Genomic DNA, 18,603 nt, shown 5'->3' with positions numbered 1-18,603 from the left:
GTCCGCCAGGGAATCATATCGGTGAGGCGCACGAAATTCCAGCAGGGCTTGATCTGGCAGACTTATCCACAGGAGTCGAACCGGGTTTGCGGACTTCAAAAATGGGGAGGGGAGTGGGGAAGAAAGTGCCCATTATCGAGAAATATAACGATAACAGGCACTTAATTCTGAAAATGGCTCCCCGGGCCGGATTCGAACCGGCGACCTGTCGATTAACAGTCGAATGCTCTACCGCTGAGCTACCAGGGATCATCCGCGAAGGGTCGCGGCGTGTGCGGCGGGTAATACAAATGCTTTGTCGTTTTGCCAAGCGGTTTTTGCAAAAAAAACGAACTTGGTTGTTTTATCCCCGGTAAAGCCCCATTTCCCGGGCAAAGTTAGGCCTCTAACCGGTGAGGATAATCGAGAGTGGCAGGCGAACGGAAGCCGACGCGATTTGGAATGGACCCGCAAAGCGGCAAGCTGGCGCTCGGAAGCGTACAGATTCCCATGCCGCGCTCGCGGATCGGCCGGGTCATCGTCGGTCTCGTCCTGATTTTCTGCGGCATGCTCGGCTTCCTGCCGATCCTTGGCTTCTGGATGCTGCCGCTGGGTTTCCTGGTGCTTTCGCACGATCTGCCCTTCGTGCGGCGCCAGCGCCGCCGTATCGCGCTCTGGTGGGCAAGGCGGCGAGGCCGCAAGGCCGAGCAGCGATAAGGCTGCCCGATCAGGCGAACATTGACGCGATACCCTGGCCGGCGCTGAACGCCAGGTAAGCAAGCACGGCGAAATAGATCACCGTCACGACGTTGAAGAGGTAACCGCCGAGCACGATCAGCCCGTCGCGCTGGATCATGCCGGTCGACAGAAGCAGGATTGCGATCGCCGGCAGCGTATTGGAGAATGGCACCAGACCCAGCGGAAACATCAGGAGCACGCCGCCGGCCGCGATCGCCAGGCCGTTCACTCGGTTGACGAGCCGCCCGGTGGTCAAACCGGAGATGCGCGGCTTCAGGAACCGGTCCAGGCGCGAGACGATGCTGACACCTTTTTCCAGCGCCGGCAGCAGTTTTTTCGTATCGAGCTCGCGGTCGAGGATTTTCTTCGGCAGCCACGGCAGCCGGTTGGCGGTGATCGCCAGGCTGATCAGGATGATCGCGGCGCCGAACACGGTGCTGACGCCGGGGATCGATACGGGGAGGAGGAAGGGCAGGGAGGCGACGGCGCAGATGAGCAGCAGGCCCTGTTCGCCGACCGCGTCCATCAACTGGCGCAACGTCACCGACTGACCCGTGATGCCGTCGATAAGCTGCCGCAGCGTGCCGCTCAGCGAGGTTGAAGTATCGTCGAACTCGATGCTTGCGCTCACTCTTCGTTTCTCCATTCCGCTTCAATTGAGCGGCATGGATATCAACAAACCGTGTCCTCGCAAAGGCGCGAGCTACAACCTGCCGGAAACGTGAACGCCCGGCGTCTCATGGAAAATCAAAGGCTGCGCACTCCGGCAGGCGCTATCGGGCCGTTATCGAGACTGCGCCCAATAATCGTACGCCCCGCAGGCCAGCACGACCGCGAGGATTGCCAGGACCACCGGATTGAGCGTGGTGATGAATTCCAGATACTGCATTACGGTCTCCTCCTACCGCATCTTCGCCGCCCGGTGCTCCCCCACCCGGCAACGACCTCATTTTAGCACAGTCGCCGGGCCGTCGCTACTTTAGTGTTGCCGCAGAGACTCTGGCGCATCTCTCCCCGAATCACTAGGATTGCTGTCGGGATTGAAGACGAGGATGAACATGGGTCTGAGAGTGATCGAGGGCGGGCTTGCGGCCTGCGTGGCGAAGCCTGCCGATCTGGCCGAGGGCGAGATGCCGAGCCGCGACGACGTGCTTCGCGAGGCCGAACGGAGGATCAGGTCGACCGGGTACGAGACCTGGCGCAATCGCGAAACAATGACCGGCATACCGGTGCCGCGCGAAATCCGTTATCTGGCCATGCAGATCGGATTCGTGGCCGAAGCCATCGCCAGATTGGCCGACATTCCGGCTGACTATCGTTCCGACTTCTACTGGCCAGCGTAAGCGCCGCGGTGTAATCGGCAGGGTTAGATCGAGGTCAGTTCAGCATCTTCGCTTCGATACTCGCAAGAATGAAGGTTTCCCGCACCTTTTCCAGGGGGAGCTTGCGCTGCAGGCAGGCGGCGCATTCCTTCAGGGCCTTGAGGTAGTAGGTACCTTCGCGAACCGGCCAGCGCCAGTTGAGGTATTCCAGGGCTTCTTTCGGCCCGTGGATCGTTTCTGGAAAACCGTATCCAACGCGTACTTTGACCGGGGAACTCCACAGGGCATCATCTGCTTCAGTTACGTTACTCGTCATGTCTACACCTTGCATTGCGGCGTAGAAAACTCATCCGAGAGGATTTGGTTCCCTGGGTTTGGTGAATTTTTTATGAAACCAGCCTGGATGCCATTCCGGCGCTCATCCCGAGGCACCGCGAACGCAGGCTTGAGGCGGGAATGCAGCTATCGACCTACCGGCTGTGGTCTCATGCAGGAAAAAAATGACAAACGAGCCAAACCCGCTTGCGCCGTTATTCGATTCGTTCTAAACGCCCGACACCACTCGCTCTTTATGCGTTCGGACGGCCTCGTGGCGGAGTGGTGACGCAGAGGACTGCAAATCCTTGCACCCGAGTTCGATTCTCGGCGAGGCCTCCAATTTCCCCTTCTTTCCGGATCTGTTCCTCAAATCCAAACATGCTTTGATACCAAGCATTTACCACGCATATTGGTGTGCGCTGCAACATGGTTAATTTTTTAACCTTCTCCTCCTAGGCTCGGAACGGAAAGGCCCGCTCAGCATTTATGGGGTGGAACGGAGGGAAGGCGCCATGATCACCAGGATAATCAACGTACACCGTCAGGCAGCCAACGAGGTCGAAGGCACCGGCACATTCGCCGACGGCATATTCCCGCTGACCTCCGCCGAGCAGTCTGCCTTCGACAAGGACCATAGCCTGCGCTCTTCCTATGGCCGGGACTATGTGACCATCCGCAAGCTCGAAGAAGCGCCGCCGGCCTACGCTTGAGCCTCGGCCCCCACGGTTGAGCCTGAAAAGAGCGAGGCGCTCTCCTCCGCTTTTTTGCTTCGAAAGCGGCCAGTGTCTTGAAAGCATGTCCCGCCGTCAGTAAGACGGTCATGCGTAGACCGGCGCGTCGCCGGGTGATTTGGGACGACTGAGATGATGGATTTCGAAGCAGCACGGACGAAGATGGTCGAAAATCAGATCCGCACCACCGATGTCACGTCGCATTCGGTTCTGCGGGCCTTCTACAATGTTCCGCGCGAAGCCTTCGTGCCGGCCAAGGCAAAATCGCTCGCCTATATCGATGCGGACATCGAGGTTGCCCCCGGTCGGTATCTGATGGAGGCTTCGCCGCTTGCCAAGCTTCTGCAGCTTGCCGCAATCACCAAGGACGACGTCGTGCTGGAAATCGGCACCGGCAGCGGTTATGCGACCGCCGTCCTGTCGCTGATCGCCGGCTCCGTCGTCTCGCTGGAGGCGGATGAGACGCTGGCCTCGCAGGCAACCGCGACGCTCTCCTCGCTCGGCTACGACAATGTCGCGGTCGTTACCGGCGAGCTCGAGAATGGTTATGCCGCCGAGGCGCCCTATGACCTCATCTTCGTCAACGGTGCCGTCGAGGAAGTGCCTGCCGCGCTTCTGGAACAGCTGCGCGATGGCGGACGGCTGGTCGCCGTCGTCGGTTATGGCAATGCCGCCCAGGCGAAGGTGCTGGTGAAGGAGCAGGGCTCCATCTCCGAAAGCGCCTATTTCAACGCTTCGGTGAAGCCCCTGCCGGGCTTCCGAAAGGCCAAGGAATTCGTGTTCTGATCGATCGGCGCGGTTGGAGCGCCATGGACGGGAAGGGGCCTTGCGGCCCCTTTGTCGTTTCCGGCGGTGCCATCTGTCTGTTTCACGCCAGTGTCACTTGTTTCCTGCAACTGTGACTTACGGGATTCACAACCCCAACAAAACTGTGTATCGGTAGGAGGCCTGGGGCACTTGTCATTGTTTCCAGCCCCCCCAACACCTTAGAGTAACGTCGATTCGGTTCACCCTCCACGGGGCCGACTCGAGTGCCGGTAACAGCGGGGATGAAAATGGCTCAGCCAAATGTAGCGCGTGAACCCTCCATGGAAGAAATCTTGGCGTCCATTCGCCGGATCATTGAAAGCAATGAACCGAATGCCGAGAACGCGCTCAGCGGCCAGCTTCCCCCGGTCTATGGCGACGATGAGATCGAAGACGGCGAAGAGACGAGCTTTGTTCCCGACATGGCTGCCAATGATCGCGGCGCGCCGTCGCGCAGCGAGCCGATGAACTACCCGTCGGGATCGTCGGGCCAGGCGGCACAGCAGGATCGTACCCTGTCGCTCGCAGATGTCGCCGCAAGGGTCCGGGCCGCTTCGACCCGCCAGCAGGAGACCGGCAGCGTGCGCCTTTCGACTGCGCCGGTCCCGTCGGCGAGTGCCTCTTCCGCGCAAACGCCATCCTCGCTCGCATCGGCGGCACGCCAGGAGGAGCCGGCTCAGCTTCGCCCGATGCCGCGCATGCCCGAATTCCGCGAACCGGCCACCCAGTCCGCCCCCGTCACGCAGGCAGCTCCGGTTTCTCAGCCGGTGGCGCCGCAGCCGGAGCCGGTCCAGCGTGTCATGATGCCGGTCTTCGACCCGCCGCTGTCGGCTCCGCACAGGGCCGAAGCACCGGTGCGGCCCGAACCGAGAATCGAGCCGAAAACAGAACCGAAACTCGTCGCAGAACCCGCGCCGCGCAGCCTGCCGGCGAAGATCGAGGAGACCGCGAACCTTCTGTCCGCCGAAGCCGGCGCTCAGGTCGCAAAATCCTTCAGCGAACTCGCCTCTGTGTTCAACGGCATGGAACGCCGCTCGCTCGAGGACATGGCCGGCGACATGCTGCGCCCGATGCTACAGGAATGGCTGGACGACAACCTGCCGACGCTGGTCGAGCGCCTGGTGCGCGAGGAAATCGAACGCGTGTCCCGCGGCACGCGCCGCTGAGCCAGCGGTTGGCCTGGCCCATCCGCCCGCAAGGCTGATCGATACGGCCGCTCCGGTGACGGGGCGGCTTTTTTATTGACTTGGAACACCCCATCCTATTTACACCCCGATAGCTCTCAAAGAACAAAAACGGGTCAGGAAATGCTCGAAAAGACCTATGATTCCGCAGAAGTAGAACCGAGGATCGCCAAGGCCTGGGACGAGGCCGACGCTTTCCGCGCCGGCGTCAACGCCAAGCCGGGCGCGGAAACCTTCACGATCGTGATCCCGCCGCCGAACGTGACCGGTTCGCTGCATATGGGCCACGCGCTCAACAACACGCTGCAGGACATCATGATCCGCTTCGAGCGGATGCGCGGCAAGGACGTGCTGTGGCAGCCGGGCATGGACCATGCGGGCATCGCCACTCAGATGGTCGTCGAGCGCCAGTTGATGGAGCGCCAGCTTCCGGGACGCCGCGAAATGGGCCGCGAGGCCTTCGTCGACAAGATCTGGGAGTGGAAGGAAGAATCGGGCGGGCTGATCTTCAACCAGCTCAAGCGTCTCGGTGCTTCCTGTGACTGGTCGCGCGAACGTTTCACCATGGACGAGGGCCTGTCGGCCGCGGTCCTGGAAGTCTTCGTCACGCTCTACAAGCAGGGCCTGATCTACAAGGACAAGCGCCTCGTCAACTGGGACCCGAAGCTGCTGACCGCGATCTCCGACATGGAAGTCGAGCAGATCGAGGTCAAAGGCAATCTGTGGCACCTTCGTTATCCGCTCGAAAACGGCGTCACCTATCAGTATCCGGTCGCCTTCGACGAGGACGGCAACGCGACCGAATTCGAGACGCGCGACTATATCGTCGTCGCGACGACGCGTCCCGAAACCATGCTCGGCGATACCGGCATTGCGGTCAATCCGGATGACGAACGCTACAGGTCGATCGTCGGCAAACATGTCATCCTGCCGATCGTCGGCCGCAGGATCCCGATCGTCGCGGACGATTACGCCGATCCGGCGGCCGGTAGCGGTGCGGTCAAGATCACACCGGCCCACGACTTCAACGACTTCGAGGTCGGCAAGCGGGCAGGGCTGCGCCGGATCAATGTTCTCGATATCGACGGTACCGTCACCATCAAGGACAACGAGGATTTTCTGGAAGGCCTGGACAATCCAGCGGCCTTGCATGGTGCCTGGGATCGATTGGAAGGCCAGGATCGGTTCACGGCCCGCAAGATCATCGTCGAAATATTCGAGGAAGCCGGGCTGCTCGACAAGATCGAGCCGCACAAGCACATGGTGCCGCATGGCGACCGTGGCGGCGTGCCGATCGAGCCGCGCCTGACCGAACAATGGTGGGTGGACAACAAGACGCTTGCCCAGCCGGCGATCGCTTCTGTTCGCGAAGGCCGTACGAAGTTTGTTCCGAAGAACTGGGAAAATACCTATTTCCAGTGGATGGACAACATCCAGCCCTGGTGCATTTCCCGTCAGCTCTGGTGGGGACACCAGATCCCCGCCTGGTACGGCCCGGATGGCCAGGTCTTCGTCGAAAAGACTGAGGAGGAGGCGCTGCAGGCGGCAATTCAGCATTACCTGTCGCACGAAGGGCCGATGAAAGCCCTCGTCGAGGACCTGCTGGAGAACTTCAAGCCGGGCGAGATCCTGACCCGCGACGAGGACGTGCTCGATACCTGGTTCTCTTCCGCACTGTGGCCTTTCTCGACGCTCGGATGGCCGGAACAAACACCGGAACTCAAGCGGTACTACCCGACGAACGTTCTCGTCACCGGGTTCGATATCATTCCCTTCTGGGTGGTCCGCATGATGCAGATGGGCCTGCATTTCATGAAGGACGAGGACGGCAATCCGGTCGAACCCTTCCATACGATCTATATTCACGCGCTCGTTCGCGACAAGAACGGTCAGAAGATGTCGAAGTCGAAGGGCAACGTCATCGATCCGCTCGACCTGATCGACGAATACGGCGCCGACGCCTTGCGCTTCACGCTGGCGATCATGGCGGCGCAGGGGCGTGACGTGAAGCTCGATCCGGCCCGCATCGCCGGTTACCGCAATTTCGGCACCAAGCTCTGGAATGCCACCCGCTTTGCCGAGATGAACGGCGTCAAGCGCGATCCGGCCTTCCTGCCGGAGGCAACGGCGCTGACCGTCAACCGCTGGATATTGACGGAACTTTCCGAAACCATCCGCGACGTCACGGAGGCCATCGAAACCCAGCGGTTCAACGAGGCGGCGGGTTCGCTCTACCGTTTCGTCTGGAACCAGGTCTGCGACTGGTATCTGGAACTCCTGAAGCCGATCTTCGCAAGCGAGGACGAGGGTGCCAAGGCGGAGGCCCAGGCCTGTGCGGCCTACGTGCTGGAAGAGACCTACAAGCTCCTGCATCCGTTCATGCCGTTCATGACGGAAGAGCTCTGGGCCCACACCGAAACGCGCGACGGCCTGCTTTGCCACGCCGATTGGCCGGCGCCGGAATTCGCCGATCAGGCAGCTGCGGAAGAGATCAACTGGCTGGTCGACCTCGTCACCGGTCTGCGCTCTGCCCGCGCGGAGATGAACGTGCCGCCATCGGCCGTTGCGCCGCTGATCGTCGTCGGCGCCAACGAACTGACCCAGGCGCGTCTGCGCCGTCACGAGGCGGCCGTCCGCCGCCTTGCACGCGTGGAAACCATCGAGCTTGCCGAGGCAGCGCCGAAGGGTTCCGCCCAGATCGTCGTCGGCGAGGCGACGGCCTGCCTGCCGCTCGGCAACCTGATCGACCTCGTGGCCGAAAAGGCGCGCATCGAGAAGGCAGTCGGCAAGACCGAGGCCGAGATGGACCGCATCGGCAAGAAGCTGGCCAACGAGAAGTTCGTCGCCAATGCCGATCCCGAAGTGGTTGCTGCCGAGCGCGAACGTTTTGCCGAACTGGAAGTTCAGATGGCGAACCTGAAGACTGCTCTTCTGCGCATCAGCGAAGCCGGCTGACCGTCTTCATCGTGAATCGGTGGAAATAAGGGGTGCCGCGCCGGAAACGAGCGCGGCATTTCCCGTTTCGCAACCGTTTGTTGGCCCTGGGTCGCATGTGTGCAACTGCTCACTTGCAGAAAGCCGCATTGTTGCCACATTGACACAGATAGCCGGCTTAAAATAATAAAATTCTAATCTTAACGATCCAATTAAGGGAGAGAGAGCAATTTTGTGCCGAAATCGGCATCAAAGCCCCGGTTCCTGGTTTGCTTACGTAAATCTATAGAGCGTTTGCGCCGCGAAGCGCCGGACAGCCGAAAGTTGTCAATTGGAGCGAACCATCTAGAGTGATTTCGGTCACTTACCAGGGAGTGGGAGAATTTATGGTAAGCAAACTAATCTCAAGGGGCGTCTTTGCTCTCGTAGCTGGATGCACCCTTCAGTCGCCTGCGCTCGCGGGTGGCATCGAGCGGGGCGGATACAATATCGATCTGCTTTTTGATCCGTCTTCGGTCGCGATCGAATCCACGGCTACCTACGTGATGCCCCAGAGAAAACTCAAGAACGTCACGGACACAATCGCGGGGGATGGCGCGCTCAACACCCTGGGTTATTCCAGTTCCGTGGAGGAGACGGAGGACTACTGGTCTCCGCGTATCGGTGCCAAGGCGGGCTTCGAGGGGTTCGACTGCTTGGCCGACTACTCGCAGCCCTATGGCGCTCATACCAACCCAGGCGCCGGTTGGGCCGGGGCAAACCAGAACATCGAGACAAAGATCAACAGCGACAACTACGCGCTGACCTGCTCCTACAAATTCGATGCCGGCCCGGGCGACTTGCGCGTCATCGCCGGTGGAAACTATCTCCAGATGGACGGCTTCAAGGAGCGGCTGGTGCTGGCTCCGGGTACTCCCGTATTTGGGCCACTGGCCGGAACCGGTGTTGGACGGCTCGATCTTGAAGGCGACGGCTGGGGCTGGCGTGCGGGGCTTGCCTATGAAATCCCGGAATACGCTTTCCGCGCAAGCCTGATGTACTATAGCCAAGTCAAGCTGAAGGATGTCACCGGCGAGGTCGATCTGACTGCGCTTTCGCCAGCCCTTGGCGCGGGCATCCCGGGTGCCGGCACAGTCATTCCGGTCGAAGGCTCAACCGCTATGCCGGAGGCTATCGAGCTCAAACTGCAGTCTGGCATCGCTCCCGATTGGCTCGCGTTCGGATCGGTCAAATGGACCAATTGGAGCGTATTGCAGCGGATTCCGTTCTACAATGCCGGCGGCGTGGAAGTTACCGCGCTTGAACTCGGATACCGGGACGGTTGGACGGTTACCGGCGGTGTCGGCCACAAGTTCAACGAACAGTGGAGCGGCGCAGTCAGCCTCACCTGGGATCGCGGGACGTCACAGGGCTTTGGCACCCTCACGGATACCTGGACCGTCGGCGCAGGTGTCGCCTACTCGCCGAACAAGAATGTCGAGCTTCGTTTGGCCGGTGTGCTCGGCATCCTGACCAGCGGCAGCTCCGGCGCCGTGACCATCAACGGCGTTGCCGCCGGCGACGAAGCAACATACCGGTTTGGCGACGATCTGGTCGCTGCTCTCTCGACGTCTTTGAAGGTCAAGTTCTGACACTTCACTTGATTGAAGCTTCAAGCCCGGTTGCGACCGGGCTTTTTTGTGGCGAGATTTAATTCAGATGAGGAACGGACTCGTCGTTTCTCTTGTGACGATTTAGCAACACTTTTTCGAGACTATTGTCGGGTGCCTTGAGAGGGGCGTTTCTGTCCACTTCCCGCCACAAACGGGGAGCAGCGATAGAGGAAGAACAGGCGCGGAACGCGGGGGCGGGGCGCGTAAATGGAGTATCATGGGCGGGTTTCTTTATGAAAAGCCGGGCTTTTTGCGCTCAGGCAGGCGGATTCTGATGCCGTCCTGTCCTGCCGCAATTGCTGCGGTTATGGGTCCTAGTCTTGCCGAAAACGGCGGCTACAGTTTCATTCGTCTCTCGGGAGGAGCAGGCGCGGGATATTCCCGGACAAATCTTGTTCCGGCAGCGAGTGATGCTCGGGCTGCGGCGGGTCGCCGCGCGCGGAGTGAAAGAAACTGAACCATGCCGAAGTGTGACATCGGATCCATGAGAGTATTGCTTCTTGGAGCGTCGCTCGCCTCGATTTTGGCGGGATCGGCTGCGGCCTTCGATATCAAGTCGGGAGTGACGAAGGAGTCAGGCCCCTTCGATCTCTTCAAGTTCGGCTTCAAGGCCTATAAGAACGGCCAGAAGGAAGACGCGGTCGAAGCCTATCGTTATGCCGCCGAAAAAGGCCATACCGGTTCGCGCTGGGCTCTTGCCAATATGTACGCCTATGGCGACGGCGTCGCGAAGGACGATTTCGAGGCCTTCAAGATCTATAACGAGATCGCGGCACAGGGCGTCGAACCCGGTTCTGAAGACACCGGTTTCTTCATCAACGCACTTCTGTCGCTGGCCAACTATTATCGCCGCGGCATTCCCGGCAGCCCGGTCAGACCCGATCTTTCGCAGGCCCGCCAGCTCTATTTCCAGGCGGCATCCACGTTCGGCGTGGCAGAAGCCCAGTTTCAGCTGGCCCGGATGATTCTCGCCGGCGAGGGCGGTACCGCCAATATCCAGCAGGCGAAGAAATGGCTGAACCAGGCTCGCAAGAGCGGCCATCCGGGCGCCATGTCGGTTTTCGGCAACGTCCTTTTCCAGGAAGGCCAGACGGTGCGGGGGCTCGCCTTCATGACGGCAGCGCTCGACAAGTGCACCGCCAAGGAATGTATCTGGATGCAGCAATTGCAGGAACAGGCATTCTCTGTCGTCGGCGAAGAGGATCGCCGCGGTGCGGTCGCCCTGTCTCAGGAGTTCGCCAGAGGCGTCGAATAACCGACGCCTCGCCGATCTTTCGGGCGATCAGCCGAAATCGAACATGCCGATGACGGGCACATGGTCCGACGGCTTTTCCCAGGCCCGGACATGTTTCTCGATCGCCGTGGATTTCAGCCTGTCGGCGGCTTCCGCCGAGAGCAGGAGATGGTCGATGCGGATGCCGTTGTTCTTCTGCCAGGCGCCGGCCTGATAATCCCAGAAGGAATAAAGCTTCGTGGCGTCCGTCGTGGCGCGTACCGCGTCGATAAGGCCTAGGTTTTCCAGGCGCCGGAAGGCGGCGCGGGTCTGCGGCAGGAACAGCGCGTCGGTCGCCCACACCGCCGGATCGAAACAATCATGCGGCTCGGGAATGACGTTGTAGTCGCCGGCAAGGATCAGCGGCTCTTCAAGGAGAAGGCAGGTCTGCGCATGCAGGCGCAGCCGCTCCATCCAGGCCAGCTTGTAGGGGTACTTGACCGGGTCGTCGGCCGGATTGCCGTTCGGCAGATAGATCGAAGCAACGCGGATAGCGCCGCCCGGCACCGAAAAGACACCCTCGATGTAACGCGACTGCTCGTCCATTAGTCCGTCCGGGCCTTCGCCGCCCGGCAGGCCGCGCATCACCTCGTCAGGCCTTGTCTTCGACAGCAGCGCGACACCGTTGAACCCCTTCTGGCCGTGGGTCTCGACGTGATAGCCGAGCGCCTCGATCTCGAGCCGCGGGAAGGTTTCGTCGACGGATTTGATTTCCTGCAGGCAGACGATATCCGGAGAAGAATCGGTCAGCCACTGGCGCAGGCTGTCGATACGCGCCTTGACGCCGTTGATGTTCCAGGTGGCGATCTTCATCGGCCCTTGCCTCCATGTTCGCTTCCTCTTTTAGCGAAAGAGGAAGCGTTGGGAAGGGCGAACTGCGCGGAAGGAAGAGTTATCAGATTGAGAAGCTGGTGCCGCAGCCGCAGCTGGCGACCGCGTTGGGGTTCTTGATCTGGAAGGACTGGCCGAGCAGGTTGTCGACGAAGTCGATCTCCGAACCCGCCATGTAAACGAGCGAGAGGCTGTCGATCAGCACCTTGGCGTCGCCATTGGCGATCACCACGTCGTCGTCCGCGGCCGCTTCGGCAAGATCGAACTTGTAGGAGAAGCCCGAACAGCCGCCGCCTTCGACCGAGACGCGCAGCGCCTGCTTGCCTGTCTCGTTGCCGACGATTTCGGCGATGCGCTTGGCCGCCGCATTTGAAAGAGTTACATTGGTTTCCATATTATCCGCCTCCTGCCGGGTTCAAGGCCCGGAGAGATTCCTGTCACCGGCATTGCGCACAGCTTCACTATAGGTATGAAGACGTGAACGGCACGTCAATGGGCGGCAGGCGGCGGATGAACAAACAGGTGGCGGCATGACGATCGATACCAGGGCGCTGGGTTTCGGCAGTGGCGAACGGGCGGTCTACGCCGCCAACTCCTGGGCGTCGCGCGGACGTCTGTTTCCCGAGGATGGCAGCCTGACGCGCTCGGAATTCCAGCGCGACCGCGATCGCATCGTCCACACCACCGCATTCCGGCGGCTGAAGCACAAGACCCAGGTGTTCATCAGCCCTGATGGCGACCATTACCGCACCCGGCTGACCCACACGATCGAGGTGGCGCAGATCGCCCGCGCGCTTGCCCGCGCCCTGAAGCTCGACGAGGATCTCGCCGAAGGCGTGGCGCTGGTCCACGACTTCGGTCACACGCCGTTCGGCCATACGGGAGAGGACGCGCTTGACGAGATGCTGAAGCCCTATGGCGGTTTCGACCATAACGCCCAGTCTCTCCGCATCGTCACCAAGCTCGAACGCCGATATGCGGATTTCGACGGGCTCAATCTGACCTGGGAAAGCCTCGAAGGCCTCGTCAAGCACAATGGTCCGCTCCTGACCGCCACCGGCGAGGGGACGCGCGGTCCAGTGCCGCAGCCGATCCGCGACTATAGCGAACTGCACGACCTGGAGCTCGCCAGCTATGCCAGCCTGGAAGCCCAGGTCGCCGCGATCGCCGACGACATCGCCTATAACACCCACGATATCGACGACGGGCTGCGTTCCGGCCTGCTGACCTTCGAGATGCTGGACGAGGTTCCGTTCCTCGCCAAGCTGATGACGGAGGTGAGGGCACGTTATCCGCATCTCGAACCGAGCCGTTTCGCCCACGAGATCATGCGCCGGCAGATCACCCACATGGTCGAGGACGTGATCGACGTGGCGCAGCGCAATCTCGGTAAGGTGGCCCCGCAGAGCGCCCAAGACGTCCGTGCCGCGGGACATGTCATCGCCACGTTCTCGCAGGAGATGGCCGAGACCGACCGCTGCATCAAGAAGCTCCTGTTCTCGCGCATCTACCGGCATCCGGACATCATGCGCATCCGCGCCGGCGCCTCCCAGATCGTCTCGGACCTGTTCGGCGCCTACATGAATGACCCGTCGCTGATGCGCAGCCACTATTGGGTCAATCATATCGCCGGGCTCGGCGAGACGGCGAGGGCGCGTCACGTGGGCGATTATCTCGCCGGGATGACCGACACGTTCGCAATCAAGGCGCATGGTGAGCTGTTTGACCAGACTCCGGATTTGCGCTAGGCACCGCCACCAATGACACTGGCCAGCAAGGGTCCTCGGGCAAGTCTCGGGGATGATTGAACATGAATCTTTTTGCCGACTTCGAAACAAGAATTAAGAACGCTTTGGAAGGCCTTGATATCATCAAGGAAAAGCGAAGCGAGATTGATTTTGGCCGTATCGCAGTCGAGCCGCCGCGGGACCAGAGCCACGGCGATGTGGCGACCAATGCCGCCATGGTTCTGGCAAAACCGCTCGGTACCAATCCGCGTGCGCTCGCCGATATCATCGCCGAAGCGCTGCGTTCCGATGCCGATGTCAGCGAAGTTTCGGTGGCCGGCCCCGGGTTCATCAACATCCGGCTTGGTGCGCCTTACTGGCAGCGCCTGCTCGCGTCGATCATTGCCGAGGGCACGGATTACGGCCGCTCCAAGGTTGGTGCGGAGAAGAAGGCGAATGTCGAATACGTCTCGGCCAACCCCACCGGCCCGATGCATGTCGGCCATTGCCGCGGCGCGGTGGTGGGGGATGCGCTGGCGAACCTGATGGAGTTTGCCGGCTACGACGTGACCAAGGAATACTACATCAACGATGCCGGCAGCCAGATCGACGTTCTGGCCCGCTCGGTCTTCCTGCGTTACCGCGAGGCTCTCGGAGAGACGATCGGCGAAATCCCCTCGGGTCTTTATCCGGGCGACTATCTCGTGCCGGTCGGGCAGGCCCTGGCGGCGGAATACGGTCCCCGGCTGCACAACATGCCGGAAGACGCCTGGATGCCGATCGTCAAGGACACGGCGATCGATGCGATGATGGCGCTGATCCGCGACGATCTCGAAGCACTCAACGTCCATCACGACGTCTTCTATTCGGAGCGGGCATTGCACGCCAACGGCGCGCAGGGCATCCGCCAGGCGATCAACGACCTCACCTTCAAAGGCCACGTCTACAAGGGCACGCTGCCGCCGCCGAAGGGCCAGTTGCCGGAAGACTGGGAGGATCGCGAGCAGACGCTGTTTCGCTCCACCGAGGTGGGTGACGATATGGATCGGCCGCTGATCAAGTCGGACGGCAGCTATACTTACTTTGCGGCGGACGTTGCCTATTTCAAGGACAAGTTCGATCGTGGCTACGACGAGATGATCTATGTGCTCGGCGCCGACCATGGCGGCTACGTCAAACGCCTGGAAGCCGTCGCGCGTGCCGTCTCAGGTGGCAAGGCGAAGCTCACCGTGCTCCTTTGCCAGCTCGTCAAGCTGTACCGCAACGGCGAGCCGGTGAAGATGTCGAAGCGTTCCGGCAACTTCGTGACGCTTCGCGAAGTGGTCGACGAGGTCGGCCGCGACGCGGTACGTTTCATGATGCTCTACAGGAAGAGTTCTGAGCCGCTCGATTTCGACTTCGCCAAGGTGACGGAACAGTCGAAGGACAATCCGGTCTTCTACGTGCAGTACGCCCATGCGCGCTGCTCGTCGGTGTTCCGGCAGGCAAAGGAAGCGTTTCCGGGTCTCGATTTCGATTCGCTCGACCTCAAAGGTTCAACCAGCCTGATCAACGATCCGAACGAGATGCAGCTGGTCGCCAAACTTGCGGAATACCCCAGGATCGTTGAGGCTGCAGCCCAGGCGCAGGAGCCTCATCGGCTTGCTTTTTACCTCTATGATCTGGCAAGTTTCTTCCATGCGCATTGGAATAAGGGTAAAGAACAACCGGAATTACGCTTTGTTAACGATAAAAACCGAGAATTGAGTATTGCCAGGCTTGGGCTGGTGCATGCTGTCGCCTCTGTTTTGAAGTCAGGACTTGGGATCACGGGCACTGCGGCACCGGAAGAAATGCGGTAGATATCGCCACCATTTCCCCACATTGCACTGGCATATGCGTTGTAATGTAGGTGAGTGGACGAGGTAATGGCCGATAACAACCTTGCGCGTAGCCGGAATGATTTGCCGGACTTCTTTGCCGATGATGACCCGCTGGCTGAACTCGCCCGCATCGTAGGCTACGACGATCTCCCCGTCGCTGCCAGGCCCGGATCATCTTCCGCCGATACTTCATCGACTGCGCGGCGGGAGCCGGCGTTCAATCTCGAAGACGAGCTTCTTCAGGAGTTCGAACGTTATGACACGCCGCATCTCGACCCCATTCACGATATCGCGCTTGACGATGTCCCTCAGCATTTCGCCGCGCCGCCGGTAGAGCCGGAGGAACTGGAGTTCGTTCCGGCCGAAGCTGCCGCGGTAGAAGTGCCGCAGGCCGATAGCGCCATCAGTGAGCGCGCTGACATTTTCGGCGACGAGGAGCCTCCGTTGGCGGTTGATGTCGTTGACGCGAACGTTGCTGCGGAACCGGTATTCGAGCCGGCTGTCGAATCCGCGCGCATGGAGCCCGTTTTCGATCTGCCCGACTTTCCCGCTGCAGGCTCGATGTCGCCCGCCGCGTCGGCAGAAGACCCCGCGGAGGAATTCGATCTCGCTGCGGAGCTGGAAAACTCGATTGCGGCCGAGTCCGAGGCGGCGTTCGAGCCGGAAGGGACGTTGGAGCCCGAAGCGAGATTCGAGCCGGAAGCCCGGTTCGTGCCTCAGGCGACATTCGAACCTGAGACGGCCCCCGAGCCCGAGACGGCGTTCGAGCCTGAAGCGAAATTGGAACCCGAAGCGAAGTTCGAGCCGGAGCCGAAGACGGAGAGGGGCAAGGGCGCCTACATTCCAGGCTTCCGGATGCCGCTCAGCAATTTCAGCGTTGCACGAGACGTCTCTGCGGCCTCCGCACAGGCGGCTGCAGCCGCTTCTCAGGTAACTGCGCCCGCGCCGAACGAATATGCGTTCGAGCCTCCGGTCCTGAACGATATCCCGAGCCCGAAGATCGAGCCGGCACCGGCTGCCGAGCCGCCGGCTTCCGCAAAGGAGCCGCAGCCTGCGCCGATCGCCGCCGCACCGCAAAAGGATCGGTTCTCCGCGCTTGACGAACTGATCTACGACGTCCAGCGTTATACGCTGCCGACATCGAACAGCCAGCCGCTCGCGACGCCTGTGGCGAAGCCCGGGCCGGCCGTCACGCAGGCCGTCGCATCTGTCGCGCCGTCGGCGCCCTCTGTTGTCGATGCGCCGGCCGCCCAATCCCCGGTTACCAAGCCCCCGGTTGCCGAGGTCTCGTCTGTGGACGAGACGGATCCGTTCTCCGACGAGGAGTTCGAGTTGGCGCTTGACGGTCTCGAACTCGACCTTGCCGAGATCGTCGTCGAAGAAGCGCAGGCACATCCGGTTCAGGCACCGTCTCCGGCGCCAGCCCCAGCCCCTGTTAAAGCCGAGCCTGCACCTGCTGCCGCTCCTTCCATGGCGCCGGTCGCGCGCGTTGCGCCCGTCACCGCTGCGGCGGCACCGGTCGTGGAGACGCAGGCTGTAGAAGAGCCGGAATCGATTGCGGACCTGCCGTTCGATCCGTCCCAGATTGCCGATTCGGAAGACCAGGTGGAGGCGATCGCCGAACTCGACGTACCGTCGCTACCGGCAGAAGAGCCGGAACAGCCGCCGGCCTATCGTCCCGATTACGAACTCGACATCGATGCCGAGCTTGCGACGCTTCTGGCCGCGCCCGGCAAGCCGTCGCCGGCACGCAAGCCGGAAATCGATATCGCGCCGAGGGGCCGGCAGGCCGCCGCCGAAGCCGCCCGTTCGCCGAACTATACGGATCTCGACGACTTCGAGCGGGCACTGGAAGAGGATTTCCGCCGCAGCCTGACGACGCCGCTGCCTGCCGCCGAGCACGAAGAACTGCATTATTCCGACGCCGACTATGTCGCGACCGTCGAGAACGCCCGCCGTTCCGCCCGCAGCTGGGCGGTGCCGCTGGTCCTTGCCGGGGTTGTGATCCTTGGAGGTTTCGGCGCCTACGCGTTCTTCGGCAGCAGCGTGTCGGGTGTCGTGTCGGGCGGCGAACCGGTCGTCATTGCCGCAGACAACGAACCGATCAAGATTGCGCCGGAAAATCCGGGCGGCAAGACCGTCCCCAACCAGGACAAGGCGGTCTACGACCGTGTCGCCGGCGTTTCGCCGAAAGATCCGAAGCAGCGCACCCTGATCTCCTCCAACGAGGAGCCTATCGACGTCGTGCAGAAGACCCTGATGCCCGATACGCTGCCGCTCGAAGGCGAGAACGATATCGAGCCGACCGATGTCGGCGAGACGGAGGATCCACGCCTCCTGCCGCAGGATCGGACCGCGCAGAACAATACCGCTGCTGAGCAGCAGCCCGTGACCGTCATGCCGCGCAAGGTCAAGACGATGATCGTCCGCCCCGACGGCAAGCTGGTCGAGCAGGAAGTTGCGGCACCTGCGCTCGCCGCGCCGGAAACTGCCAAGCTGCCCGCCGCCGGCGCAAAGCCGGTCGAAACGGCCGCTGCTTTCCCCGAGAAAGTCCCGGCTTCCGTGCCGGCGACACCGGCCCGTACCCAACCTCTGCCGGCTAACTCGAATGCCGGTGCTGGCGGTATCCTTCCGGTCTCGGCACCTGCCAATCCGGCCGCTCCGGCCGAACACGTCAACGTGGTGAGAACGAGCCCGGTCACGCCGCCCGTCGCAGCCGCTCCCGCCCAGCCGACCCCGGCTGCTGCGGCGCCTAGCCCTGCTCCTGCTGCCGCACAGGCTCAGGCACCTGTGACCCCGGTGCAGGCCTCTGCACCTGCGGCGAAGGCTCCGATTCCGATCGCACGTCCGGCCGAGCAGCCGGTCAACGTGGTCGCTGCGGTTACCGATCAGGGCAATGTCCGTGCTCCGGCCCAGCCGGCGGCGGCAGCCGCTCCGGGTTCCGCCTCGAACCAGGTCGCTTCGCTGGGATCCGGTGACTATGTGATCCAGATCGCCTCGCTGCCGTCCCAGGCGGAAGCCCAAAAATCCTACCAGAGCCTGTCGGCCAAGTTCGGCAACGTCATCGGCGGCCGTGGCGTCGATATCAAGTCTGCCGAGATCGCCGGCAAGGGCACGTTCTACCGCGTCCGCATTCCGGCCGGCAGCAAGAACGATGCCGTGGCGCTCTGCGAACGCTACCGCGCCGCCGGAGGCACCTGCCTGGTCGGCCGGTAAGCGCCGAAAAAACGAAGAAATCGGACGGG

At 61.5% G+C, this 18,603-nt stretch carries 15 protein-coding genes and 2 tRNA genes; 12 read left to right on the top strand and 5 right to left on the bottom strand.

The window, feature by feature from the left end; genetic code table 11:
* Positions 1-174 precede the first annotated feature (174 nt).
* A tRNA-Asn gene (locus C5J24_RS16270) sits at positions 175-249 on the bottom strand.
* Between the two features lie 192 nt (positions 250-441).
* Here C5J24_RS16270 and C5J24_RS16265 point away from each other — a divergent pair.
* Positions 442-696: a hypothetical protein gene (locus C5J24_RS16265; RefSeq protein WP_245282820.1), complete on the top strand. Its 255-nt coding sequence runs from the start codon at positions 442-444 to the stop codon at positions 694-696.
* A gap of 10 nt (positions 697-706) precedes the next feature.
* On the opposite strand, the gene C5J24_RS16260 is transcribed toward C5J24_RS16265, so the two are convergent.
* Complete coding sequence (locus tag C5J24_RS16260; protein WP_046636894.1) at positions 707-1,363, bottom strand: exopolysaccharide biosynthesis protein; 657 nt, start codon at positions 1,361-1,363, stop codon at positions 707-709.
* Between the two features lie 412 nt (positions 1,364-1,775).
* Here C5J24_RS16260 and C5J24_RS16255 point away from each other — a divergent pair, with 412 nt between their 5' ends.
* Positions 1,776-2,060 (top strand): hypothetical protein, encoded by a 285-nt coding sequence (locus C5J24_RS16255; RefSeq protein WP_052754103.1) that lies wholly within the window; start codon positions 1,776-1,778, stop codon positions 2,058-2,060.
* A gap of 34 nt (positions 2,061-2,094) precedes the next feature.
* Here the strand turns inward: C5J24_RS16255 and C5J24_RS16250 are convergent, their stop codons facing one another.
* Positions 2,095-2,355 (bottom strand): DUF982 domain-containing protein, encoded by a 261-nt coding sequence (locus C5J24_RS16250; RefSeq protein ID WP_172724013.1) that lies wholly within the window; start codon positions 2,353-2,355, stop codon positions 2,095-2,097.
* A 267-nt stretch (positions 2,356-2,622) separates the two neighbouring features.
* Between C5J24_RS16250 and C5J24_RS16245 the strand changes: the two genes are divergently transcribed.
* The 7 genes from C5J24_RS16245 (at position 2,623) to exoR (ending at position 10,920) form a co-directional block, all read left to right on the top strand.
* Positions 2,623-2,696, top strand: a tRNA-Cys gene (locus C5J24_RS16245).
* Positions 2,697-2,869: 173 nt separating this feature from the next.
* Positions 2,870-3,067: a hypothetical protein gene (locus tag C5J24_RS16240; RefSeq protein WP_105419298.1), complete on the top strand. Its 198-nt coding sequence runs from the start codon at positions 2,870-2,872 to the stop codon at positions 3,065-3,067.
* Between the two features lie 153 nt (positions 3,068-3,220).
* Positions 3,221-3,874: a protein-L-isoaspartate O-methyltransferase gene (locus C5J24_RS16235; RefSeq protein WP_205836950.1), complete on the top strand. Its 654-nt coding sequence runs from the start codon at positions 3,221-3,223 to the stop codon at positions 3,872-3,874.
* A gap of 269 nt (positions 3,875-4,143) precedes the next feature.
* The gene (locus tag C5J24_RS16230; RefSeq protein WP_105419294.1) at positions 4,144-5,061 is read left to right on the top strand and encodes a PopZ family protein; all 918 of its coding nucleotides are present in this window, start codon (positions 4,144-4,146) and stop codon (positions 5,059-5,061) included.
* Between the two features lie 141 nt (positions 5,062-5,202).
* Positions 5,203-8,034: a valine--tRNA ligase gene (locus C5J24_RS16225; protein WP_105419292.1), complete on the top strand. Its 2,832-nt coding sequence runs from the start codon at positions 5,203-5,205 to the stop codon at positions 8,032-8,034.
* A gap of 365 nt (positions 8,035-8,399) precedes the next feature.
* The gene (locus C5J24_RS16220; RefSeq protein ID WP_105419290.1) at positions 8,400-9,644 is read left to right on the top strand and encodes an OmpP1/FadL family transporter; all 1,245 of its coding nucleotides are present in this window, start codon (positions 8,400-8,402) and stop codon (positions 9,642-9,644) included.
* A gap of 505 nt (positions 9,645-10,149) precedes the next feature.
* Positions 10,150-10,920 carry an exopolysaccharide production regulator ExoR gene (exoR, locus tag C5J24_RS16215; RefSeq protein ID WP_371412552.1) on the top strand — a complete coding sequence of 257 codons (771 nt, stop codon included), beginning with the start codon at positions 10,150-10,152 and terminating at the stop codon, positions 10,918-10,920.
* 27 nt (positions 10,921-10,947) lie between these two features.
* On the opposite strand, the gene xth is transcribed toward exoR, so the two are convergent.
* Positions 10,948-11,751 (bottom strand): exodeoxyribonuclease III, encoded by an 804-nt coding sequence (gene xth, locus C5J24_RS16210; protein WP_105419286.1) that lies wholly within the window; start codon positions 11,749-11,751, stop codon positions 10,948-10,950.
* An 82-nt stretch (positions 11,752-11,833) separates the two neighbouring features.
* Positions 11,834-12,163 carry an iron-sulfur cluster insertion protein ErpA gene (gene erpA / locus C5J24_RS16205; protein WP_105419284.1) on the bottom strand — a complete coding sequence of 110 codons (330 nt, stop codon included), beginning with the start codon at positions 12,161-12,163 and terminating at the stop codon, positions 11,834-11,836.
* A gap of 136 nt (positions 12,164-12,299) precedes the next feature.
* Between erpA and C5J24_RS16200 the strand changes: the two genes are divergently transcribed.
* The 3 genes from C5J24_RS16200 (at position 12,300) to C5J24_RS16190 (ending at position 18,574) form a co-directional block, all read left to right on the top strand.
* On the top strand, positions 12,300-13,517 hold the full coding sequence (locus tag C5J24_RS16200; protein ID WP_105419282.1) for a deoxyguanosinetriphosphate triphosphohydrolase: 1,218 nt from the start codon (positions 12,300-12,302) through the stop codon (positions 13,515-13,517).
* 62 nt (positions 13,518-13,579) lie between these two features.
* Positions 13,580-15,337 (top strand): arginine--tRNA ligase, encoded by a 1,758-nt coding sequence (gene argS, locus C5J24_RS16195; RefSeq protein WP_046636885.1) that lies wholly within the window; start codon positions 13,580-13,582, stop codon positions 15,335-15,337.
* 66 nt (positions 15,338-15,403) lie between these two features.
* Positions 15,404-18,574 carry an SPOR domain-containing protein gene (locus C5J24_RS16190; protein WP_105419280.1) on the top strand — a complete coding sequence of 1,057 codons (3,171 nt, stop codon included), beginning with the start codon at positions 15,404-15,406 and terminating at the stop codon, positions 18,572-18,574.
* Positions 18,575-18,603: the final 29 nt, after the last annotated feature.

The organism is Neorhizobium sp. T25_27 (assembly GCF_002968565.1).
Classification (GTDB): domain Bacteria; phylum Pseudomonadota; class Alphaproteobacteria; order Rhizobiales; family Rhizobiaceae; genus Neorhizobium; species Neorhizobium tomejilense.
This window is presented reverse-complemented; position numbering and strand designations above follow the sequence as displayed.

Bases quoted from the DNA above. Each gene is read 5' to 3' on its own strand.
- C5J24_RS16265 (WP_245282820.1), top strand. From the start codon at position 442: ATGGACCCGCAAAGCGGCAAGCTGGCGCTCGGAAGCGTACAGATTCCC.
- C5J24_RS16260 (WP_046636894.1), bottom strand. From the start codon at position 1,363: ATGGAGAAACGAAGAGTGAGCGCAAGCATCGAGTTCGACGATACTTCA.
- C5J24_RS16255 (WP_052754103.1), top strand. From the start codon at position 1,776: ATGGGTCTGAGAGTGATCGAGGGCGGGCTTGCGGCCTGCGTGGCGAAG.
- C5J24_RS16250 (WP_172724013.1), bottom strand. From the start codon at position 2,355: ATGACGAGTAACGTAACTGAAGCAGATGATGCCCTGTGGAGTTCCCCG.
- C5J24_RS16240 (WP_105419298.1), top strand. From the start codon at position 2,870: ATGATCACCAGGATAATCAACGTACACCGTCAGGCAGCCAACGAGGTC.
- C5J24_RS16235 (WP_205836950.1), top strand. From the start codon at position 3,221: ATGATGGATTTCGAAGCAGCACGGACGAAGATGGTCGAAAATCAGATC.
- C5J24_RS16230 (WP_105419294.1), top strand. From the start codon at position 4,144: ATGGCTCAGCCAAATGTAGCGCGTGAACCCTCCATGGAAGAAATCTTG.
- C5J24_RS16225 (WP_105419292.1), top strand. From the start codon at position 5,203: ATGCTCGAAAAGACCTATGATTCCGCAGAAGTAGAACCGAGGATCGCC.
- C5J24_RS16220 (WP_105419290.1), top strand. From the start codon at position 8,400: ATGGTAAGCAAACTAATCTCAAGGGGCGTCTTTGCTCTCGTAGCTGGA.
- exoR (WP_371412552.1), top strand. From the start codon at position 10,150: ATGAGAGTATTGCTTCTTGGAGCGTCGCTCGCCTCGATTTTGGCGGGA.
- xth (WP_105419286.1), bottom strand. From the start codon at position 11,751: ATGAAGATCGCCACCTGGAACATCAACGGCGTCAAGGCGCGTATCGAC.
- erpA (WP_105419284.1), bottom strand. From the start codon at position 12,163: ATGGAAACCAATGTAACTCTTTCAAATGCGGCGGCCAAGCGCATCGCC.
- C5J24_RS16200 (WP_105419282.1), top strand. From the start codon at position 12,300: ATGACGATCGATACCAGGGCGCTGGGTTTCGGCAGTGGCGAACGGGCG.
- argS (WP_046636885.1), top strand. From the start codon at position 13,580: ATGAATCTTTTTGCCGACTTCGAAACAAGAATTAAGAACGCTTTGGAA.
- C5J24_RS16190 (WP_105419280.1), top strand. From the start codon at position 15,404: ATGGCCGATAACAACCTTGCGCGTAGCCGGAATGATTTGCCGGACTTC.